Below are 21,074 nucleotides of genomic sequence, written 5' to 3'. Positions count from 1 at the left end.
TTTTCGTCGTGATTCGGGTACGACGGCATACCCGAGTGTCGATCGACCCGGGTATGCCGTGCAGCTGTCAACTAGTCGAGCGTCAGCACTTCTCCCGACGCAACGGCGTCGGCGCGAGAGGTGTCCTTGAGGTCGACGCCGGAGCGGCCCAATTGGCGCGCTCCCGTCACCAACCCCAGGACGACACGAGCAGCCTGCTCGTATCCGAGGCCCTCGGGTGGGTGGACATTGGAAATGCAGTTTCGATCCGCGTCGGTACGACCGACGCGCGGAAGATGAGTCAGATAGATCCCGACGCTGTCCGCAACGGAGAGCCCTGGACGTTCGCCGATCAGGACGATCGCCGTCTGCACTCCCATCGCGGCGGCGATGTGATCACCCAGTGCCACACGGGCATTCGTGGCGATCACCGGCGGCGCAATCGAGTACCGCTCCCCCAACACCGTGACCAAAGCGGACAGTAGTTGCTCGCCGTGGTCCATCAGTGCTCGCGGGGAGAGTCCGTCGGCGAGGATGAACCCGATTTCCTTGTCGGAGCTCTTGATCGCGCTCAGGTCAGCAGGCTGGCGCCCCAGGTCGGGTCTCCGGAGATACTCGCTGCGAGTGGAGACGCTGCTCGCGACCACCACCGGTGCCCCGATACCCACCCCGTCGACCCGACTGGCGAGAGTCTCGGAATCGAGTGGCTCGTGCACTGCGTCGCGGGCTGCGGCGTGTGCTGCCTTGAATTCGAGAACCCGCTTGGTGGGCAACGAATCTCCGGCACGCCCCAAGCCGATACGCGATTGTGTGGTCTTGCGCAGTGGACCCCAGAAATCGAGGATCGGCGCCTGATCTTCGGTCATGAGTTCACCGTCAAAGCCCGCAGCGGCGACATTTCGGCGTCGATCGGAAGAACCCGACCGTTTGCGTCGGTCATCCCCAAGTTGTGGAGCCAGGTCTCGAACTCCGGGGCGGGCTGCAAACCGAGGACCTTACGCACGTACAGCGCGTCGTGGAACGCCAGACTTTGATAGCCGAGCATCACGTCGTCGGCGCCGGGCACCGCGATCACGAACGCCGCGCCGGCGACGCCCAGCAAGGTGAGGAGGTTGTCCATGTCGTCTTGATCGGCTTCGGCGTGGTTGGTGTAGCAGACGTCCACTCCCATCGGCAGCCCGAGGAGTTTTCCGCAGAAGTGATCCTCCAAGCCCGCGCGAATGATCTGCTTGCCGTCGTAGAGGTACTCGGGACCGATGAAACCGACCACCGTGTTGACCAGCAGCGGCTCGAGATCTCGAGCCACGGCGTATGCCCTGGTCTCGAGTGTCTGCTGATCGACCGGGGCTCCGCCGGTGCCGTAGTGGGCACCCGAACTGAGGGCGGACCCCTGCCCTGTCTCGAGGTACATGACGTTGTTGCCGACCGTTCCGCGGTTCAAGGAGCGTCCGGCCTCGTTACCCTCGCGCAGTAGCGGAATGTTCACTCCGAAACCGGAATTGGCGCCTTCGGTACCGGCAATCGATTGGAAGACAAGATCGACCGGCACCCCCGATTCGATCAGTCCGATCGTGGTGGTCACGTGAGAGAGCACGCACGACTGAGTCGGGATCTCGAATCGCTGACGGATGTCGTCGAGCAGGTGGAGCAGATCAGAGGTGGCCTGGGGTGAATCCGTCGCAGGGTTGATGCCGATGACGGCGTCGCCACATCCCATCAGGAGACCGTCCAATGTGGCCGCCGCAATGCCGCGTGGATCGTCCGTCGGGTGGTTTGGCTGGAGTCGGGTGCTCAGCCGTCCAGGCAGTCCGATGGTGGTGCGGAACCCCGCGGTGACCGTGATGGCCTTGGCGACGGCGATCAGGTCCTGATTGCGCATGATCTTGCTGACCGCGGCTACCATCTCGGGGGTCAGACCGGGACTCACGGCAGACAAGCGTGCTGAAGCTTCCGGCGCCGACGCAGTCTCGAGCAGCCAGTCCCGTAATCCGCCAACAGTCAGGTGGGCCACCGGCGCAAATGCGAGGCGATCGTGGCTGTCGATGATGAGCCGGGTCACCTCGTCGTCCTCGTACGGAACCAACAGATCTTCGAGGAACACAGTCAACGGAAGATCAGCCAGAACCCATTGGGCAGCAGCACGTTCAGCATCGGAGCTTGCCGCGCAACCGGCTAGTTCGTCACCCGACCGCAGTGGTGTCGCTTTTGCCATCAGATCGACGAGACCGTCGAACGAGTAGTTGGTTCCGGATACCTGCTGGTGATACTTGGCCATCCCGCGACTCATCCCAATTCTTCTTCCGCCTGTGCAAGTACAGCAAACTCCTCGTCCGGCGAGTTGGCAACAAGGTGGTGACGACTGTAGAGACCGAAGTACGCCATCAGAACGCCGAAGGCAACCAACGTCAGCAATGCCGCAACGGGATCGACCAGGAAGGTGGCCACCACCGACACTGCCGCGATCACGAGCGCAAACGAGGTGGTGGCGATACCGCCGGGCGTGCGGTACGGGCGCGGCATGTTCGGCTCACGCTTACGAAGAACGATGTGACTCACCATCATCAGGACGTAGCTGACTGCCGCGCCGAACACCGCCATGTTGAGCAACATGGCACCTTCACCGGTGAGTGAGAGCGCGAAGCCGATGATTCCGGGAACGACGAGCGCGAGAGTGGGGGCCTTGCGCTTGTTGGTCACCGACAGGTTCTTCGGCAGGTAGCCGGCGCGGGAGAGCGCAAACGTCTGACGTGAGTAGGCGTACATGATCGAGAAGAAGCTCGCGACCAGACCGGCAAGTCCGATGTAGTTGACGGCCTTTGCCGCTCCGCTGTCCCCCAGAGCCTCGACGAGCGGATTTCCGGAGGTGGACAGGGCATCGGCGCCGAGCGCACCGGTGGCGAGGAAGAGAACCGTTGCGCCTGTGACGATCAGGATCAACATGCTGATGATGATGCCGCGGGGGACATTCTTCTCCGGCTCACGTGCTTCCTCGGCGGCCAGCGGTACACCTTCGACGGCAAGGAAGAACCAGATCGCGAAGGGCACGGCGGCCCAGATTCCGAGCAGACCGAATGGCAGGAACGACGAGGATCCGACTGCGCTGGTGTCGACGGCGATATCGGTGAGGTTGGACGAATCGAAAAGGCCGACAGCCGAAACCGCGAACACGACCAGGCCGACGAGTGCAATGGCGGTGATGATGAACATCGCCTTGAGTGCCTCACCGGCGCCGGTGAGGTGAATGCCGATGAAGATCGCGTACACCGCGAGGTACACCCACCACCCGTCGGTGATCCCGAACAGGTTCAGGGACTCGACGTACGCACCGATGAAGGTCGCGATCGCTGCGGGCGCGATCGAGTACTCGATGAGAATTGCTGTGCCGGTGGCAAATCCACCCCAGGGCCCCATGGCCCGTCTGGCAAACGTGTATCCACCACCAGCGGCAGGAAGTGCCGACGACATCTCGGCCATACCGAGCACCATCGCCAGGTACATCCCCGCGATGACGACGGCCGCGATGAGAAGGCCACCGAAACCACCTTCGGCCAGACCGTTGTTCCAGCCGGCGTAGTCACCGGAAATCACATAGCTGACACCCAACCCCGCAAGCAGCACCCACCCTGCTGTTCCCTTTCGGAGTGTTCGTTTCTCCAGATACGAATTGTCTTCCGCATGGAAGTCTGCGCCGTCGTGGTGTGCACCCGCGGCACCGGCGTTTTTGCCGGTTGCGTGGTCGGAAAGAGACATGTCCATCCTCTGAATCGGTCAAGAATGAGACGACGCACGGTGGATGCGTCGCGTGAAATGAACGGTATGTGGGCGATGTACGGAGAAGGTCGCCTGGAGATGACCGTGCTGTTAACTGGCTGTCATGTGAGCGGCCCCGAGTCTGTTCAGATCTTCTTCAGGCGGCCGTTCTCAGGATCGGGCGGCCGCGCCCGGCACCGGGCAGGCATCGACGGCCTCGGCGACGACCTGGGGAACCGTCGGGGGCGAAGGACGCACGCCCGCTTCCCAATCAGCGCCTACGAGAATGCTCGAAGCGCCGAGTGCTTCGTTTTCGTCCGGTGTGAACGCCCTTGCTCGACTGAGGAATCTGAATCCTTCAGGAGACTCCAGGCTGAATCCACTGCCGCGGCCGGGCACGACGTCCAGCACCAACTGGGTGTGCTTCCAGGCTTCGAACTGTGATCCGGAAATCCAGACCTGTACAGCGTCGGTTCCGGTGGGAAGGTCTTCGGAAATCTCTCCGACAGCAAGTCGGAGATCGACGATTCCGAGTAGTACGTCACGGTCCCCGACGATGAATTCGCCTGAGGGATAACACATCGGGGCCGAGCCGTCGCAGCATCCGCCGGATTGATGCATCATCAGTTCGCCGTGAGTCCCGCTGAGGCGGCGTAGCAGGTCAGCCGCCCCAGCGGTGGTCACCAACCGGGGTGGAACGGCGCCGGTATCGGGTGTGTCCGTGGCGCTCATTCCAACCTCCGTGTGTTTGTGCAGGTTTCGCGTGTTGCAGTCTTGCGCACCGGCACCCGCAGCGAGGGGCTCACGGGTGCCGGTGGGTCGATCAGAAGAAGCCCTGAGCCTTCTGGGCGTAGCTGACCAGGAGGTTCTTGGTCTGCTGGTAGTGCGAGAGCATCATCAGGTGGTTCTCGCGGCCGATGCCGGACTGCTTGTATCCACCGAAAGCGGCGTGTGCCGGGTACTGGTGGTACGTGTTGGTCCAGACGCGACCGGCCTGGATGTCGCGGCCTGCTCGATACGCAACTCCGCCGTCGCGGGACCAGACACCGGCGCCCAAACCGTAGAGCGTGTCGTTGGCGATTTCGATGGCCTCGTCGTAGTCCTTGAACGAGGTGACCGAGACGACGGGTCCGAAGATCTCTTCCTGGAAGATGCGCATCTTGTTGTTGCCGGTGAACACCGTCGGCTGGACGTAGTAGCCGCCGGACAGGTCTCCGCCGAGTTCGGCCCGCTCACCACCGGTGATGACCTTGGCGCCTTCGGCCTTGCCGATCTCGATGTACGAGAGGATCTTCTCGAGCTGATCGTTGCTGGCCTGGGCACCGATCATGGTGTCGGTGTCGAGCGGATCCCCTTGGCGCACAGCCTTGGTGCGAATGGCGGCCATCGCGAGGAACTCGTCGAAGATGTCTTCCTGGATCAGCGAACGTGACGGGCAGGTGCAGACCTCGCCCTGGTTGAGGGCGAACATCGTGAAGCCCTCGAGTGCCTTGTCCTGGTAGTCGTCATTGGAGGCCAGGACGTCGGAGAAGAAGATGTTGGGGCTCTTGCCACCTAGTTCGAGGGTCACGGGGATGAGGTTCTGCGACGCGTACTGCATGATCAGGCGACCTGTGGTGGTTTCACCGGTGAACGCGATCTTCTTGATACGCGGGCTCGACGCGAGCGGCTTTCCGGCCTCGACGCCGAAGCCGTTGACGATGTTGAGCACACCGGCAGGCAGCAGGTCACCGATGATGCCGATGAGGTGCAGGATCGAGACGGGTGTCTGCTCGGCAGGCTTGAGCACGATGGCATTGCCGGCAGCAAGGGCGGGTGCGAGCTTCCACACGGCCATGAGGATCGGGAAGTTCCACGGAATGATCTGGCCGACTACGCCGAGCGGCTCGTGGAAGTGGTACGCCACGGTGTCGGAGTTGATCTCCGAAAGCGAACCTTCCTGTGCGCGAATAGCTCCCGCGAAGTAGCGGAAGTGATCGATGGCGAGCGGAATGTCGGCGTTGAGGGTCTCGCGGATCGGCTTGCCGTTGTCCCACGACTCGGCGAGTGCGATGGATTCGAGGTTCTCCTCCATACGATCAGCGATCTTGTTCAAGATGATCGCGCGCTCGGCGACCGAGGTCTTGCCCCAGGCCGGAGCTGCTGCGTGCGCTGCGTCGAGAGCGAGCTCGATGTCTTCTGCGGTGGAACGAGCCACATCACAGAAATTCTGTCCGGTCACCGGTGTCGGGTTCTCGAAGTACTGACCCTTGACCGGAGCAACCCATTCGTTGCCGATCCAGTTGTCGTATCGAGACTGGAAGGACATGATCGCGTCGGCGGTACCTGGGCGGGCGTACACGGTCATTGCAAGCTCCTATGTAAACGTGATCTTCCTGGGCGCACCCACCAAATCGGTGACTGCAATCCCACCCCCCGGTGGGGTGTGATTCACAACACTAGGAGTTGCAACGTTGCAAGTACGTTGCGTGCGAGAAACGCAGATGATTCTCAGATGCCCAATTGGCGGTCGAGGAGATCAATTCTTGCCTGGACCTGCGAATACAGCGGAGATTGAGGATCCAACGTGGACAGGTAGGCCTCCCACACGACGGAGTCTTCGCGCCCGTGTACGGACGTGGTCCACCGGGCCAGAAGGTTGGCGTCACCTCCACGCAGCAGAGCCGCCTGAACCCTGGTGCGTAGTTCTTCCCGCACCTCTTCGATTCCCGGGGAGGCCGAGCCTGCCAGTACCGGGCCCGAATACAGTTTCATCGCCGTCGCCGCGTCTCCGCGATCCAACGCTGCCCGCACGTCGCCGACGTCTGTCGTGAACTCCGTGATGATCCGATAAGGACGCGAAGCGAGCCGGTCGGCGCCGAAAACCTTACGAAGCCGCGACATTTCCGCGCGAATGGTCACTGCGTCGAGCTCCCCCTCGTCGAGCAGGACCGCAAGGTGGTCGGAGCTGAGACCCTCCGGATGTTCGGAGAGCAGAAGGAGAATCTCGGCGTGACGCTGCGAAATCGGGATGCGGTCACCGCCGCGAACCAGCGTCGGCCGGCCGGCACCGAATGTTTCGAGGCGCGGAGCCGTGGCGCTGAGCGGGATAGGCGAGTTCAAGAGGTGGAATCGCAATTCCGATTCGGCGGCCGCAACAGTTGCACGGATCAGCGACAGCACTTCGGGAACCGCGACCCTGGGACCACCGGTGATGTCGATGGCACCAAGGATTTGCCCAGTGGTGGGATCGTGGACGGGTGCGGCCGAACAACTCCAGTCGTGCACGGTTCGGTTGAAATGCTCGGATCCGAAAATCTGTACGGAGTGATCGAGAGCAAGCGCCGTTCCCGGCGCATTGGTGCCGACACGATCTTCGCTCCAGTCGGCGCCTTCGACGAAGTTCATGGACAACGCCTTGTCCTTGGCCGAGTTGTCACCCTCCACCCAGAGCAGTCGACCGTGTGCGTCACTGATCGCGATCAGCAATCCGGTCTCGGCAGCATCTTCCACCAGGAGTTTCCGAATCACCGGACGGATCAATGACATGGGATGCGCGGACCGATATTTTTCGAGTTCCAACCCCTCGAGCATCTCAGGATTGCCGACAACATCGGGATTTACTCCCTTGTTGCGGCTCCGCATCCAGGACTCGAGCACGACCGAACGGACATGGGAGTCGTCGGTCAGCCCTTGGCCGGGCACGCCGCGGGCATCGATGAACGACTGATGGGCAGACGAAAGTCGCCGCGCGAGTAACGCGACGTCATCGCCTGGCCTGACCGCCACCCACGGGTTGCCGGACACAGCCTGTTCACGTGCCATATTTTGCGTTCCTCCGCTCCGTGGACCACTGTAACGCCGATCACAGCCCGTAGGCGAGAACGACCATTCGGTATGACTGTCGACCTAGCCTGCCGCCACTCGCGGTCACTCGTCACCGAGCAGGATGGCGCTTGCTCGTTCCGCGACCATTACCGCGGTCGCGTGTGGGCCGCGGGTCGGGATCGTCGGCAGGATTGACGTGTCAACAATACTGAGTCCTTGCGCGCCGATCACACGGCACCGATCATCGACGACTGCGAACGGGTCCGATTCGGCGCCCATCACGCAGTTACCGGACATGTGCAAGGACGTACCGAGGCGAGATTCGATCCACTCGTCGGTGTACTCCACGACGGGGCGATCGATCAACCCGGTCTCGGCGATCGACTCGAGAAGGTTCTCGGCGATCTGCATTCCTTCCCGAATGGTTGCTCGATCGTGCGTCGACGCGACGTAGTTGTATCGAATACGCGGTGCCCCAGCGGGATCCCCCGATGCCAGTTCGATGCTCCCACGACTGCGCGGCGCCATGAGGACCACCCCGACGCCGTGATCCATGCGAGGCACACCGGGAACCAAGTCTGTGAAAGATGCGGTGTACGGGCGGATTTCAAGCTCGGCGAGATTGAGTGCAGTCTCCAGCACCGGTGTCTGCGAGCGAATCGTACGAGGCGTCGAAAAATGGTACGGCAGCAGCACTTCCGGATGGTCGACGAAGTTCTGGCCGACGCCAGGTCGATCGAGAATGACGGAAACTCCTTGCTCTGCAAGTTGTTCCGCCGGTCCAACACCGGAATTCAAGAGAATGTGCGGCGTCGCCACCGCACCCGAACACACGATCACGTGGTCGGCACGAATGCGTCGGACGTTGCCGTCGTCGAGAACGTCGACGCCGATCGCACGGGTTCCCGAGAATACGATGCGAATGACGTTCACTCCGGATTCCACCCGCAAATTCGGGCGGTGCAACGCCGGCATCAGATACCCGATCGCAGTACTGATCCGACGATGATCCGCCACGTTCAGTGGCACTCGGCCGACGCCGAACGAGTCCGGCGCATTCTTGTCGACGTCGTCGGGAAAGCCTGCTCCGAGCGCTGCCGCATGAAACTCGCCGCTCAGTGGATGCAGTTGGTCCCACGCTCGACGCTCGACCGGGATCGGACCGGCGGTCCCGTGGAACTCGCTCTCGAAATCACGATCCGTCTCAGACTTCTTGAAGTACGGCAAGACGTCGTCGTATCGCCATGAACTCGGCCAGTTCTCGAAATCTGCGCGGGTCGCGCGCGTGAAGTACGCACCGTTGACGGCCCCGGACCCACCGAGTGTCCGCCCGCGCGCAATCGTGGACGCCCGACGCGGTGTCAGTTCGACCGGATACGTCCACGTGTATTCGCTCGCAGGTCCGACCGGCAGTCGGTACGGATCACCCAGGACGTCCGGAAGTTCGAGCGCCGAACGATATCCGCTTCCCGATTCGAGGAGCATCACCGTGGCGGATGGATCTTCACTGAGCCTGGCTGCGACGACGCAGCCACACGTGCCACCACCGACAACCAGGAAGTCTGCGTAGTCGGCTTCTGTCACTTGGTGATTCGAGGTTTCAGCGCCGCCCAGTCGCGAGCGTCGAACGCGCCCCGCCAGAGTCCGGCTCCATACGCGATGTCATCTGCTCGTTTGAAGAAGACGTACCGAACCGGACCCAGCCCGCCTGGCTCACGGTGGCGATACCAGTCCACCAAACCTTCGGTGACTGCCGCAGCGACGGCCAGTCGCCGAATTCGACGGGAAGCGATCACCGCCAGAAGAGTCACCGGCCAGTAGTGACGACACATCGCCGAGGCGAGTTGCCAGAATCCTCCGACAAACCCCTGCGCAGTGAGGATCGCTGCGATCCGGGTGGGCTGACTCAGCCCGTTGAACATCTTTCGCAGGCGATACACCGTGAAGAGCAGAGCGCCCAGCGCACTCGCAAGACCGGAACGGGTCAGTGTTGCGGCGGCGATGCACGCGAAGAGCGTCGAGAACGACATCGCCATCGGCGGAACCGAACCCTCGTGTCTTGCAGCCAACGGCGCCGCGCCCGTGCCGTAGAACGCTCTCCTGGCGAACCACTTGTCGAACTGAACTCGATGATCGTGGGCGACATGCGCAACCGGTTCGTACCTCAGTCGCCAACCCGCAGCCTGCAGTCGCCAGCAGAAATCGACGTCCTCGGCCACTTCGAGACTCTCGTCGAAACCGTTGCATTCGAGTGCCACGTCGCGCCGGACGATCACGGCCGCGCTGGGGACATAGGCGACCGGACTTCCCGACTTCACCGCAGCTTCTTTGCGTCCGAGGTCGAGAGACGATCGCATGTTCTCGTACCGCGCCAGCGCCGTCCCGTACGGATCGAGGGCGACGATGCGGGGCGCAACAAGGGCAACCCCTGGATCGCTGAAGTGGCCCAACATCAACTCGAGCCAACCGGCACGCGGTATGACGTCGGAGTCGAGGAAAGCTACGAAACGTGTTTGGGCCGAACGCAATCCCGAGTTTCTCGCTGCCGAGGGTCCGCGGGCGCTCTCGTGCCGCACCACTGTGATGGTTCCGGTGCCCGGGCAGGCGCGACGGGGCTCCACCGGCACTTCCGAACCGTCGTCGACAACGATGACGGTCAGATCCTTGAGGACGGGCAGTAGGCGTTCGACGCCGGCCTGGTTGTCCTTGACCGGAATCACGACGGTGACATCTGCCGCAGACGGTGTCGACATCGGACGAGGATTCGCGACGCCTGAATCGAGAAGGTGACGAGCAACCGCAGCGCTCTGCTGATCGACCACCTCGAGGAAGCCGTCACCGATCATCGCCGCAGCCGTCGGAGCCAGCTTGAGCATCCGTGTCGGAGAGCCGCCGATGAGCACCCGGCCGCCCGAGTACGTGCGCACCTTGGGGTCCAACCGAATGCCGAAGCCGTCGGGGAGTCTTGCTGGTCGCATCAGATGATCGTAAGGGACGTAGCCCGTCGTGCTGCAACTCGTCGCAGCCTCGAAAGCCGTCGCAGGTGGACCGTCCGCCCCCACTCGGTCGTGGTCGTCACCGAAGCCTCCCATCTGGACCAGGCTCCCACCGGGCCAGTCCATCCGTCACGCGTCCTACCAACTCACCGAAGATGTATGCGCCGTCTTCGGCGGTAGCCCCGACTGGATTGCCGAGAACGCCGTTTTGCGACACAGCGACCATACCGCCCGAACGCATTCCTGGCATCAGGTCCGCGATAGGAGACAAATTTCCTGTCTCAGCAAGGCTCATGTGCACCAAATCGGGCGAAAGGTGCAGCAATAGGCTCGTTTCAGTGTGTCCCGCGTGCGCATCGGCACCCGCAACAGCGCACGGCGCCCAAGCGGCGTCACGTCCCTCGTATCGAAGAAGTGCCACAGCTTTGGCCAGCGCGGGACCGTTTCCGCCGTGGCCGTTGACGAACAGCACCCGCTTCGTCCACCTGAACGCCGACCTTCCGTATTCGACGACGAGGGTCTCCATAGCCTCGGCACCAATCGAAATCGTGCCGGCAAACCCTTCGTGTTCGCCGCTCGCCCCGTATTCGATGGCCGGGGCCACGACAACGTCGGGGAGAGCCTGTGCGACTGCTCTCGCGATCCGGGTGTCGGTATCGAGAGGCAGGTGCGGTCCGTGTTGTTCGAAAGAACCGACCGGGACCACGACGGTGAGCGCAGTGCCTTCGAGCGCAGGACTCGGGATGGCAGCAAGGTCACGCGGAGAACTCATCCCCCGATCGTATTGGTGCCGGCCCCTCCCACCGCAACACAGCATGTGGATACACCGGGGCATGGTTGTGCCCCGGTGTATCAGTTTTCGGTTGTCGCGGTCACGCCGCTGTCGGTGGGCTGTTCCCGCCGATCGGCTGCTGATACGGATCGATCGACATCGGCGGATAGAACACCGACTTCCGATCCGGGCCGATCTCCACCCGCCACTCCGTGTGGTGCATCGTCCGATGATGATGACCACACAACAAGATCAGATTGTCGAGATCCGTTGGGCCGCCATCATTCCAGTGAACAATATGATGAGCATCGCACCACCCCGACGGCGTCCCACACCCGGGAAACGCACACCCACCATCCCGAACCGCCAACGCCCGCCGCTGCGGCACCGTCGCCGTTCTCGCTTCCTTACCGCACTCGAGCGGAACACCATTCTCATCCAACAAAATCCGCGTCACGGTGCAATCGCACGCCAACATCCGGGCAGTGTCGATACTGATCGGGCCCACCCAATCCGTCCACGCGAATCCCAACTCCTCAGTGGACGGCAACAGGTCTTTCAGAACTTTAAGGTCGGTCATGTCTTTCGCGGACGCGGTGACCGTGATGTGCGGTTTCACTCCGCCTTCGATCGGACCCAACCCCGCCCGCTCATACCGGCGCAACAATTCACAAAACCCGTCCGCACGCCGTAATGCCGGAGTACGCGTGTCCTTGACACCGTCCTTCTCCGGCGTCGGCGCCGACAAACTCGACAACAACGTGATCAGACGGGCCCCGTTGACCGCATCCAGATCGCCCTTCACCGTCACTCTGCCGTACAGGCCTTTCGAGGCGTAGAACTCGTTGCGCTCCGAATCCTCGCCGACCGGAACACCGTCCTCACGCGTGCCGTACTGCTTCTCGATCCGCCGAATCGCCGCCCGCACCGCATCACAATCCGCAATGTTCTTCGACGCCAACCCCAACAAGATCCCGCGGGCCTTGTCCACATCCGCCGGCGTCATGTTCTTCGGCGGATGCTGACAAAACGACGCCACCTGCCGCGCCTTCAACGCATCAACATCACCCCGGTGAAACGCATCGCCCACCACAGGTTCGAGCATCAACAACCGCGCCAACCCGACCAGCAGACTGCACTCACCGATCTCCAAATTCGTCGAACCATGCAACCACTGCGCGATCGCCCGAAAACCCTTCCCACCGAGAACCTCACGGGAAAACATCTCCACAATCAACAACACCAACCGCGACTGCAACTCGTGCCGGACACGCACCAGATCCAGAACCTCCCCTTGAGGCCCTCACCATCCAGCTGCCACGCTTCCCGACTGTCCATGCAGAAAGTTTAATCGAACATACTTTCGATAACCAGAGACAAAACGGACGACTTATATCGCCAACGCAGCCCGATGCCCCTCGATAACCGCTGCGTGCGAACGTCTCGGAGACAAGGCGTCACCGATGCGAAATATCTCGAAAGAACTTCCCTGCAAGGAGTTCCACAACTCGTCGACAGGTTCCTGCGGTGTCGCGAAGACCACCCAGTCGACCGCAACTTCCTCGACCACACCCGTCGGAAGGTGAACCACGCTCACGAGCGGCGAGGCTCCAGTGCTCACCGAAGTCACCATCAGATCCGTCCGTTGCACGATCGACTTCTCGAACGCCCGGCGGTTCCACCCCTCGAAATCCAGGGTGACGCTCAGATCTTGGGCAACCACCATGCCGTTGGTCGCGATCGTGACAGCGCAACCTCGATCAGCCAGGAATTCAGCCACCGACGTACCTTGATGGAATCCCAACTCGTCGTATACGAGCACCGTTCCGCTCGGCAGAACCCTGCCGTCGAGAACGTCTCGAACACTTACGACACGCTCTGATCCACCCGCCCACTTTGGGCGCACGGGCCGTGCGCCGGTTGCGATCACGACCACGTCGGGCGCCCGTTCCTCCACAATCGCAAGGTCAGCTCCAACACCCAGCTCGATCGTCACACCGCTTCGGCGACACTCCGATTCGAGATTTCGCACGAGGTCGGCGAGCTCACGGCGAACCGATACCACCGAGGCGGTAAGAATCTGTCCGCCAAGTCTTCGTTCACGCTCGAACAGCGTCACCGCATGACCTCGCTGGGCCGCGGTGGCCGCAGCTTGCAGGCCGGCCGGGCCGCCGCCAACTACCACCACCGTGCGGCCCCGTCGCCGCGGCATCGGCAGTGGGACCGATTCCCGACCGGCGCGCGGATTTTCGGTGCACCCCAACCAACGCCCCAGACCCATCCGCCCGACGCATTCCTGGTTGCAGGACAGGCAGGTTCGCACCTCTGACGATTGACCAGCACGCGCCTTGTTCACAAAATCCGGATCGGCGATCTGCCCGCGAACTACGCCCACCAGATCGCATACACCGTCCTCGAGTGCAGCTTCGGCTTGCTCCGGCGTCTTGAAACGGCCGACTCCGACGACTGGAAGATCGACGACCTCCCTGATCGCAGACGGGACGAAGTTGGCGTAGCCCGTGGGTACAGCCATCGATGCTTCGACCAGATGCAGTGTTTCCGTGGCCATTCCGACGGTGGTGTTGATGTAGTCGACGTGACCGTCAGCGTCGATCAGTTGGGCGGTGGTTACCGCGTCGGACAGTTCGATGCCACCCCGCGTTCCTTCGTATCCACTCAGGCGCACACCGAGCACACGATCCGGGCCGATGGCCTTACGCAGGACCCCGAGCACTTCGAGAAGGAAACGAGCACGATTCGCCACGCCCCCGCCGTAGCGATCGGTGCGCAGGTTGGTCGAGGGTGCCAGAAACGCGCGCACGATGGACGACTGCGACGCCTGCAATTCCACCCCGTCGAAGCCACCGGCAACGCAGTTGCGCGCAACAAGGGCGAACCCTGCGAGAATCTCGGCAATGTCCGCGTCGTCGACAGCTTTGGGCACCTCGCGGAACAACGGATCCGCAACGGCGCTCGGCGCCAACAGCGGCGATCGCGAATAGGTTCCAGCGCCCTGACCCCCATTGTGGTTGATCTGCGCGAGAATCGACGAACCATGCGCATGAACGGCGTCGGTGATCCGCCGGTATCCCTCGATCGCTTCCGGCCGATAGCCCGCAATCATCTTCTCGTACGGTCGATCCGAAGGATGCGTCGAGTGTTCCTCGGTGATGATCAGACCCGCACCGCCCCGTGCCCGCGCCTCGTAGTAGCTCGCGTGCTGCTCCGTCGGCAACCCGTTCTCCGCGTAATTGGTCAGGTGTGCGGAGAACACGACCCGATTGCGGAGTGTCAGGTTGCCCAGGCGCAGTGGCGCGAAGAGGCGCGGGTACGGCGTCATCAGACCTTGGAGTTTCCTTGATCGAGAGCGATATGACTTGCCGTGACGGTGCGTGAACCGTCACCCGCGAGCCACAGAACGGTATCGGCGATCTCGTCGGGTTCGGCGAACGCGATGTCCGAGAGGATCGGAGTGAAGTTGGGAAGGTACTGCGGAAACTTTGCAAACACCTCGAGCGCACCCTGGTCGACCCCCATCGGCGTATTTACTCCGTAAGGGTGGATCGAGTTGACCCTGATCTTGTACTCCCCCAGTTCCTTTGCCGCGGCCTGCGTCAGACCGACGAGACCGAACTTGGCGCTCGCGTAGTGCGCTTGCCCGGGCAGCGCCTTGAGTCCGGCCACCGAACTGACCACGATGATCGATCCACCGCGCCCACCTTCGATGATCGCCGGCACCGATGCCTTGAGGGTTTTCCAGACTCCGGTCAGGTTGATGTCGATCAGGGTTTCCCACTGCTCGTCCGACATTTCCCAGAATCGATTCCAGTTACAGACCCCGGCATTGGCGACCACGATGTCGAGGCGTCCGAACTGCTCGACACCGTCCTTGACCACCGCGGTGAGCGCTGCGCCGTCACGGACATCTACCTCGCGGGCGAGGATCTTGCCACCCTCCGCTTCGACCAGACGTATCGTCTCGGCAAAGTCCTCGGAAGTTGCTGCGTCGTAAGAATTGTCCGACGCCACCGACGCGCACACGTCGACTGCGATGATCGCTGCTCCCTCGCGCGCCATCTTGACCGCGTGCGCACGTCCTTGACCGCGCGCTGCGCCGGTGATGAAAGCAACGCGACCTTCGAGCGAACGAACTGAACCCTGTGTCATGAGATAGCCCTCTCTGCAGAATTGAAACTCGTTCTAGTAGTAAACCCTGCAAAGCGCCCTTCGCGGATGGATTCGAGAACAGTTCTCGGGGCAACCGAGTCACCCACCTGGATGTCGGCCGCTTCCTTCAGCGTTTCGTTCGGCAGACGATGCGAGCAGTCGATCACCACTTCACACTCGAGCTGTGACCGCTCGCCGGTATGAACGTGCTCGACGCAGACGGCCCCTGAGGCGATTTCGATGACACGGGACGCGAGCACCCTGGTGACCCCGGCCTGCTGGATGCGCGTGTTGGCGCCGACCAGATCCCCACTCGCACCGAGCCTCGAACCGACGATGCTGTCCGGGGTCACAATCGAGACGGAGACGCCCTGGACCGCGAGTGCTTCGGCGAGCGCCACCGCGATCGGTCCACCGAGCGGATCGATCAGCGCGACCGGACCCGGCCCCACGGTGGTCAACTTCCCGAAGGCTTCCGACGCATCCAACCACCGAACCGAGTCGTCGACCGGATACGTCGGCGGCCGCGCAGCACTACCGGTGGCAACCACAACCAGCTCACCCCGACTACGTGCGTCACTCAGGTCCTGCGCCTCGACCGCCGCCCCGGTCCGCATCGTCACGCCGCTACGACGGCATTCGTCCTCGAGCCACTGTGCGAGGAGTGTGAACCGGCTGCGGCCGTCACCTCGCGCAAAAGTTCGGATCATGCCGCCGAACTGCGATGAACTCTCGACGAGGGTGACCGAGTGTCCCGCCACCGCCGAGATCCGCGCGGCCTCCATCCCGGCGGGGCCACCCCCCACGACCAGCACGGCTCCCGGTGTCGAAATCTGCTCTCGCTCATCGGGGTCCACCGTCTCGAAACCCGCGCTCGGATTCCCCACGCACGTCACGACCGGGTTGCGAGGATCACGCACGAGGCACGTCTGATTGCAGAGCACACACGGCCGTGGACGATCACCGCGCGCGGCTTTCACGACCAGGTCCGGGTCCGCGATCTGGGCCCTGGTCATCTCGACGAACTCGGCTACTTCCAGCGCTGTGTGAGCGTCGGTGATGTCCACGACGCTCCCCTGCACGACAACCGGAATCGAGACCGCGGCCTTGATCTCACGGCACAGATCGAGGTTGAAGTTCGGCGGGCAGTGAAAGTCGGGTCGGTACCCCTCTGACGAATAGAGTCCGCCACGAACGACGACAAGGAGATCGAGTTGTGGCGACAGATCGCGTGCAAAACCGGCGGCGAGATCGGGTGTCAGTCCCGCCCATGGTGCTTCCTCGTCGCAGGACAACCGCAGGGAGACAACGTGGTCCGACCCGACTTCCTCGCGCACTGCCGAGATGATCTCGCGAACAAGGGCAACGCGATCAGTGCCGTATCGGTCTTGCCGAGTGTTGGTCAGACCCGAAAGGAACTGCCGCAGAATGCTTCGAGGACCGGCATCGAGTTCCACTCCGTCCATTCCCGAAGCGATGGCCATTGCCGACGCTTCACGAAAGCCGGCCATCAACTGGTCGATTTCCGGCTGCCCCATTGCCATCGGCAACTCACGCGTCACCGGGTCGGCCACTCTTGACGGTCCCCACAGCACCGATTGGGAGTATGCGCTCGATCCCTGCATGCCGGTATGACCGAGCCCGGCAAGAACCAGCGTTCCGTACGGAGCACATGCGGCCGCGATCGACTGCCACCCCGGGCCGCACTCCGACGCCAGCGGTGCACGCTCGTACGGCCAGTCGTTCTCCAATACCGAGGCCACTTCGGTGACGACGATTCCGGCTCCACCCTCGGCGCGGCGCTGGTAGTACGCACGGTGCCGATCGGAAAGTGATCTTCCCACAGCAAGATTGGTCTCATGCGGACCGAAAACAACCCTGGACCGGACGAAGCGTCCGGCCAGGGTTGTGTGTTCGTCGAGTGTCAACTCACAGCTCTATCGGAACCGCAATCTCAGCTGGCGCCCAGTGAGCGTGTGAAGCCTTCCGGGATCACCAGGTCTGCCGGGCTCAGTTCGGTGATGGACGAGTGGCCAAGGCCCATCAGCCCCGAGTCGATGCCCATCCGCATCAGGTCGAGCACGTTCTCGACACCGGCCTGGCCGTTTGCCGAGAGACCCCACAGGTAGGCGCGCCCGAGCATGACGGCCTTGGCTCCGAGTGCTAGCGCCTTGACGACGTCGCCGCCGCGTCGAATGCCGCCGTCGAGAACAACTTCCACCTGATCGCCCACGGCCTCGGCAATGCCCGGGAGCACGCGGATCGGCGCCGGGGTGCCGTCGAGGTTGTTACCACCATGGTTGGAGACCGAGATAGCGGAGACACCGGCGTCGACAGCTCGCTTGGCGTCGTCGATGCGCATGATGCCCTTGAGCATGAACGGTCCACCCCACTGCTCACGAAGCCAGGCGATGTCTTCCCAAGTCGGAAGCGGGGTCTGCATCCACTCGCCGTACGCGCCGAAGAACGTCGGTGCCGGCTGGCCGGGAGCCGCGAGGTTGGGTGTTGTCAGGTCGGGGATCTTGCCGGTCTTGGCGAACTCCAGCAACCACTTCGGGCGCATGATGCCCTCGGGAGCGAACTGGAACATCGCCTTGAGGTCCATCTTTTCGGGGATGGACGGGCTGCCCCAGTCGCGACCGTACGAGAAGGACCAGTCGGTGGTGATGATCAGGCCCTTGGCACCGGCAGCGCGAGCGCGCTCCATACGCTGCAGGAGCACGTCGCGGCTGCCGACCCAATACATCTGGAAGAAGACCTGCGGGTTGGCCGCGGCAACTTCTTCGATGGACTTGCTGGCGAAAGAACTCAGTCCGATGGCTGTTCCCCGTGCTGCAGCCGCACGAGCTACCGCTACCTCACCGTCGGGGTGCACTGCCTGCACACCGGTCGGTGAAATCATGACGGGCAACGAAATGTCCTGGCCCATAATGGTGGTGGACATCTCGCGCTTGTCCGACAGTCCCGCAGCGTGAGGAGCGAAACCCAGTTCGCTGAATGCCGCGACGTTGTCGTCGACCGTCAGCCCTTTCTCGGATCCCGCCACCAACGCCGCGTACACGGACTTGGGCAACCTCTTCTTCGCACGGCGCTGTGCTTCTGCCACCGTCTCGAAGAAAGCATTCTTAGCCATTGAACTGACCTCTCTGGGGTGCAGCTTTCGCCGCACTGTCGGTATCGCGCAGTAGTTACTGCATTCCCGCAAGCGGGTTTTCGTCACAAATCTTGGCGGGCGGACGCATCATCAGTGTCAGTGGCACCGATGCACGTGGGGTCTTACGTTGACCGGAACGGGAGTGGTCGACACTGGACTTCGGGACCTCCCCCGCCGACGCCAATGCCATTTCACCGTTACCGATGACGCATTCGGGGTCAGGTCCGTCCATCGGCAGTCCGGTGAAGAACTTGGCTGCCATGCAGCCACCCCGGCAGGAGTCGTAGTGATTGCACTTGCTGCAGGCGCCACCGCTCTGCGGCGAGCGCAGCTCCTCGAACAGGTCCGAATGCTGCCAGACTTCCTGGAATCCACCGTCTTTCACGATGTTTCCGGCGAGGAACTGCTCGTGAATCGCGAACGGGCACGCGTACACGTCACCGACCGGGTCGATCAGACACACGACGCGGCCCGCGCCACAGAGATTGAGACCGGGCAGTGCATCGCCGAACGCGGAGAGGTGGAAGAACGAGTCGCCCGTCAGGACGCCTTCACCATTGGCCACCAACCAGTTGTAGAGCTCACGCTGCTGTTCGGGGCGTGGGTGCAGGTCGTCCCACACGTCGGCGCCGCGGCCCGAAGGGCGCAGTCGAGTGATGCGCAGGGTCGCGTCGTACTTGTCCGCGAGAGCCTTGAACTCGTCGAGCTGACTGACGTTGTGCCGCGTGACGACCACCGAAATCTTGGCGTCCTTGAAGCCGGCTTTCTTCAGGTTCGCGAGAGCCCGCTCGGCCATTGCGAACGAACCAGGCCCGCGCACAGCGTCATTGACCTCAGCGGTGGCACCGTCGATGGAAATCTGCACGTCGACGTAGTCACTGGCCGCAAGCCGTGCCGCGACCTTCTTGTCGATCTTCACGCCGTTGGTGGAGAACTTCACGCCAACCTGGTGGTCCGTTGCGTAATCGACGAGCTCCCAGAAGTCGGAGCGTACCGTCGGCTCGCCGCCACCGATGTTGACGTAGAAGACCTGCATACGTTGCAGCTCGTCGATGATGGACTTGCACTGTTCGGTGCTCAGCTCGTTGGGGTCACGGCGACCCGACGACGAAAGGCAGTGCACGCAGGACAGGTTGCAGGCGTAGGTGAGTTCCCACGTCAGGCAGATGGGGGCGTCGAGTCCGAGTTCGAACTGATCGACGAGGCGACCCACCTTGGCGGGCGGAGAGGGCTGTTCAAGAACTGAGGTCATGGCTGTGTCCTCGCGAAGAAATGAAGCGGGCGAACGTGCAGAAGGGCTGTTCCGCACGTGGGGGCGAGCGTCTGGCTCAGACAGGCACGATCATGTGCGAATCGGCGAGAGTGCTCAGCGCGCGGGCATATTGGGGAGCCGCGTCATCTTCGATGCCTTGCGCACGTAGTGCGGACCTGACATCAGGATGGTCTGGCAACGCCTTGACCACCGCAACGATGGTCGTGTTCTTCAGGAACGACAGCTTGCGCGTTCCGAAGTGGTAGAGCAACGCCCCGAAAGGTTCGGGGCGAAGCGCTACCTGCGGGTGGAGTTTCCACCCCGCATCGAGATCCAAAGCAGACACGGTCAGTACACGCCGCACATGCCGTCGATGGAAACTTCCTCAACGAGGGACTCCTCGACGAGGTCGTTCTCGAGCGCCTTGTTGTCACGATCTGACATGGATTCCTCCTGCGGTCGCACTCCGTCTGGAAGTCTGTAGATCAGACTTCCAACCTGGGAGTTGGTGGTCACTAGTGGGACTTCACTGTGACTCGGTTCACCACTGTAATGGCATCGAGTGCAGAATGACACACATGGAGCGAAAAAAGTATGCGTAGCCGCAAGAAACCGTCCGCTCGGATAGGTCGTCGCCCCTCCACAACGAGGGAGGGAATCAGCACGATCGGCATCGAACTGTTCTCCACCGTCGGCTTCAACGAGGTGAGCGTCGACCAGATAGCCGACGCCGCCGGCATCGCGCGTCGGACTTTCTTTCGCTACTTTCCGTCCAAGAACGCCGTCCCCTGGGGCGACTTCGACGGACATCTCGACGAGATGCGCGAGCACCTGGATTCACTGCCCGCTGACATACCGTTGGTCGACGCACTCGAATCCGCATTGTTGACGTTCAACACCTTCCCGCCGGAAGAGACTGCGGTACATCGCAAACGGATGGAATTGATCCTCGAAGTTCCGACGCTTCAGGCATACTCTGTGGTGATGTACGAAGGTTGGCGGCAGGTGGTCGCCGACTACGTCGCACGCCGAATGAATCTCGAGCCGACCGATCACGGCCCACGCACGGTCGGCTATCTTCTGCTCGGGGTCGCCATGTCGGCGTACGAACAGTGGCTCACCGACGATTCACTCGAGCTACCGGGACTCTTGAAAACAGGTACGCAGTCCTTGCGGACCGGCATCACCACCTGAGAA

Annotated in this window: 17 protein-coding genes and 1 pseudogene; 1 reads left to right on the top strand and 17 read right to left on the bottom strand. The window is 62.4% G+C overall.

Annotated elements, in window-relative coordinates:
* Positions 1–71: 71 nt before the first annotated feature.
* The 17 genes and pseudogenes from eutC to mftA form a co-directional block, all read right to left on the bottom strand.
* A complete protein-coding gene (gene eutC / locus FEZ59_RS24755; RefSeq protein ID WP_019744242.1) occupies positions 72–845 on the bottom strand; it encodes an ethanolamine ammonia-lyase subunit EutC in 774 nt (257 codons plus the stop codon).
* Complete coding sequence (locus FEZ59_RS24750) at positions 842–2,266, bottom strand: ethanolamine ammonia-lyase subunit EutB (protein ID WP_019744243.1); 1,425 nt, start codon at positions 2,264–2,266, stop codon at positions 842–844. Before FEZ59_RS24750 ends, eutC begins: the two co-directional genes overlap by 4 nt.
* Entirely contained in the window at positions 2,263–3,735 is a 1,473-nt protein-coding gene (eat, locus tag FEZ59_RS24745) for an ethanolamine permease (RefSeq protein ID WP_003941913.1), read from the bottom strand. Before eat ends, FEZ59_RS24750 begins: the two co-directional genes overlap by 4 nt.
* A gap of 165 nt (positions 3,736–3,900) precedes the next feature.
* Positions 3,901–4,461, bottom strand: coding sequence for a DUF779 domain-containing protein (locus FEZ59_RS24740; protein ID WP_172933335.1), 561 nt, complete (start codon positions 4,459–4,461; stop codon positions 3,901–3,903).
* 91 nt (positions 4,462–4,552) lie between these two features.
* The gene (gene adh / locus FEZ59_RS24735; RefSeq protein WP_007730158.1) at positions 4,553–6,076 is read right to left on the bottom strand and encodes an aldehyde dehydrogenase; all 1,524 of its coding nucleotides are present in this window, start codon (positions 6,074–6,076) and stop codon (positions 4,553–4,555) included.
* A 143-nt stretch (positions 6,077–6,219) separates the two neighbouring features.
* Positions 6,220–7,533: a helix-turn-helix domain-containing protein gene (locus FEZ59_RS24730; RefSeq protein WP_019744245.1), complete on the bottom strand. Its 1,314-nt coding sequence runs from the start codon at positions 7,531–7,533 to the stop codon at positions 6,220–6,222.
* A gap of 105 nt (positions 7,534–7,638) precedes the next feature.
* Entirely contained in the window at positions 7,639–9,120 is a 1,482-nt protein-coding gene (mftG, locus tag FEZ59_RS24725) for a mycofactocin system GMC family oxidoreductase MftG (RefSeq protein ID WP_172933334.1), read from the bottom strand.
* Positions 9,117–10,514: a mycofactocin biosynthesis glycosyltransferase MftF gene (gene mftF, locus FEZ59_RS24720; protein WP_020906864.1), complete on the bottom strand. Its 1,398-nt coding sequence runs from the start codon at positions 10,512–10,514 to the stop codon at positions 9,117–9,119. The genes mftG and mftF overlap by 4 nt, the downstream gene beginning before the upstream one ends.
* Before the next feature lie 97 nt (positions 10,515–10,611).
* A complete protein-coding gene (gene mftE, locus FEZ59_RS24715) occupies positions 10,612–11,304 on the bottom strand; it encodes a mycofactocin biosynthesis peptidyl-dipeptidase MftE (RefSeq protein ID WP_029254887.1) in 693 nt (230 codons plus the stop codon).
* A gap of 100 nt (positions 11,305–11,404) precedes the next feature.
* A pseudogene (locus FEZ59_RS24710) lies at positions 11,405–12,642 on the bottom strand (DUF222 domain-containing protein).
* Positions 12,643–12,694: 52 nt separating this feature from the next.
* Positions 12,695–14,644, bottom strand: coding sequence for a mycofactocin system FadH/OYE family oxidoreductase 2 (locus FEZ59_RS24705; RefSeq protein ID WP_172933333.1), 1,950 nt, complete (start codon positions 14,642–14,644; stop codon positions 12,695–12,697).
* On the bottom strand, positions 14,644–15,471 hold the full coding sequence (locus tag FEZ59_RS24700) for a mycofactocin-coupled SDR family oxidoreductase (RefSeq protein ID WP_003941966.1): 828 nt from the start codon (positions 15,469–15,471) through the stop codon (positions 14,644–14,646). The genes FEZ59_RS24705 and FEZ59_RS24700 overlap by 1 nt, the downstream gene beginning before the upstream one ends.
* Positions 15,468–17,399, bottom strand: coding sequence for a mycofactocin system FadH/OYE family oxidoreductase 1 (locus FEZ59_RS24695; protein WP_172933332.1), 1,932 nt, complete (start codon positions 17,397–17,399; stop codon positions 15,468–15,470). The genes FEZ59_RS24700 and FEZ59_RS24695 overlap by 4 nt, the downstream gene beginning before the upstream one ends.
* A gap of 26 nt (positions 17,400–17,425) precedes the next feature.
* Positions 17,426–18,604, bottom strand: a complete 1,179-nt coding sequence (mftD, locus tag FEZ59_RS24690; protein WP_020906858.1) for a pre-mycofactocin synthase MftD — start codon at positions 18,602–18,604, stop codon at positions 17,426–17,428.
* A gap of 55 nt (positions 18,605–18,659) precedes the next feature.
* The gene (gene mftC, locus FEZ59_RS24685; protein WP_172933331.1) at positions 18,660–19,877 is read right to left on the bottom strand and encodes a mycofactocin radical SAM maturase; all 1,218 of its coding nucleotides are present in this window, start codon (positions 19,875–19,877) and stop codon (positions 18,660–18,662) included.
* A gap of 76 nt (positions 19,878–19,953) precedes the next feature.
* Positions 19,954–20,241 carry a mycofactocin biosynthesis chaperone MftB gene (gene mftB, locus FEZ59_RS24680; RefSeq protein WP_007728309.1) on the bottom strand — a complete coding sequence of 96 codons (288 nt, stop codon included), beginning with the start codon at positions 20,239–20,241 and terminating at the stop codon, positions 19,954–19,956.
* A complete protein-coding gene (mftA, locus tag FEZ59_RS24675; RefSeq protein WP_063836238.1) occupies positions 20,226–20,321 on the bottom strand; it encodes a mycofactocin precursor MftA in 96 nt (31 codons plus the stop codon). Before mftA ends, mftB begins: the two co-directional genes overlap by 16 nt.
* A gap of 150 nt (positions 20,322–20,471) precedes the next feature.
* On the opposite strand from mftA, the gene mftR reads away from it, so the two are divergent.
* On the top strand, positions 20,472–21,071 hold the full coding sequence (gene mftR / locus FEZ59_RS24670; RefSeq protein WP_172933330.1) for a mycofactocin system transcriptional regulator: 600 nt from the start codon (positions 20,472–20,474) through the stop codon (positions 21,069–21,071).
* The last annotated feature ends 3 nt before the right edge of the window (positions 21,072–21,074 follow it).

Source organism: Rhodococcus sp. MS13, from assembly GCF_013277835.1.
Lineage (GTDB): Bacteria > Actinomycetota > Actinomycetes > Mycobacteriales > Mycobacteriaceae > Rhodococcus_F > Rhodococcus_F erythropolis.
This window is presented reverse-complemented; position numbering and strand designations above follow the sequence as displayed.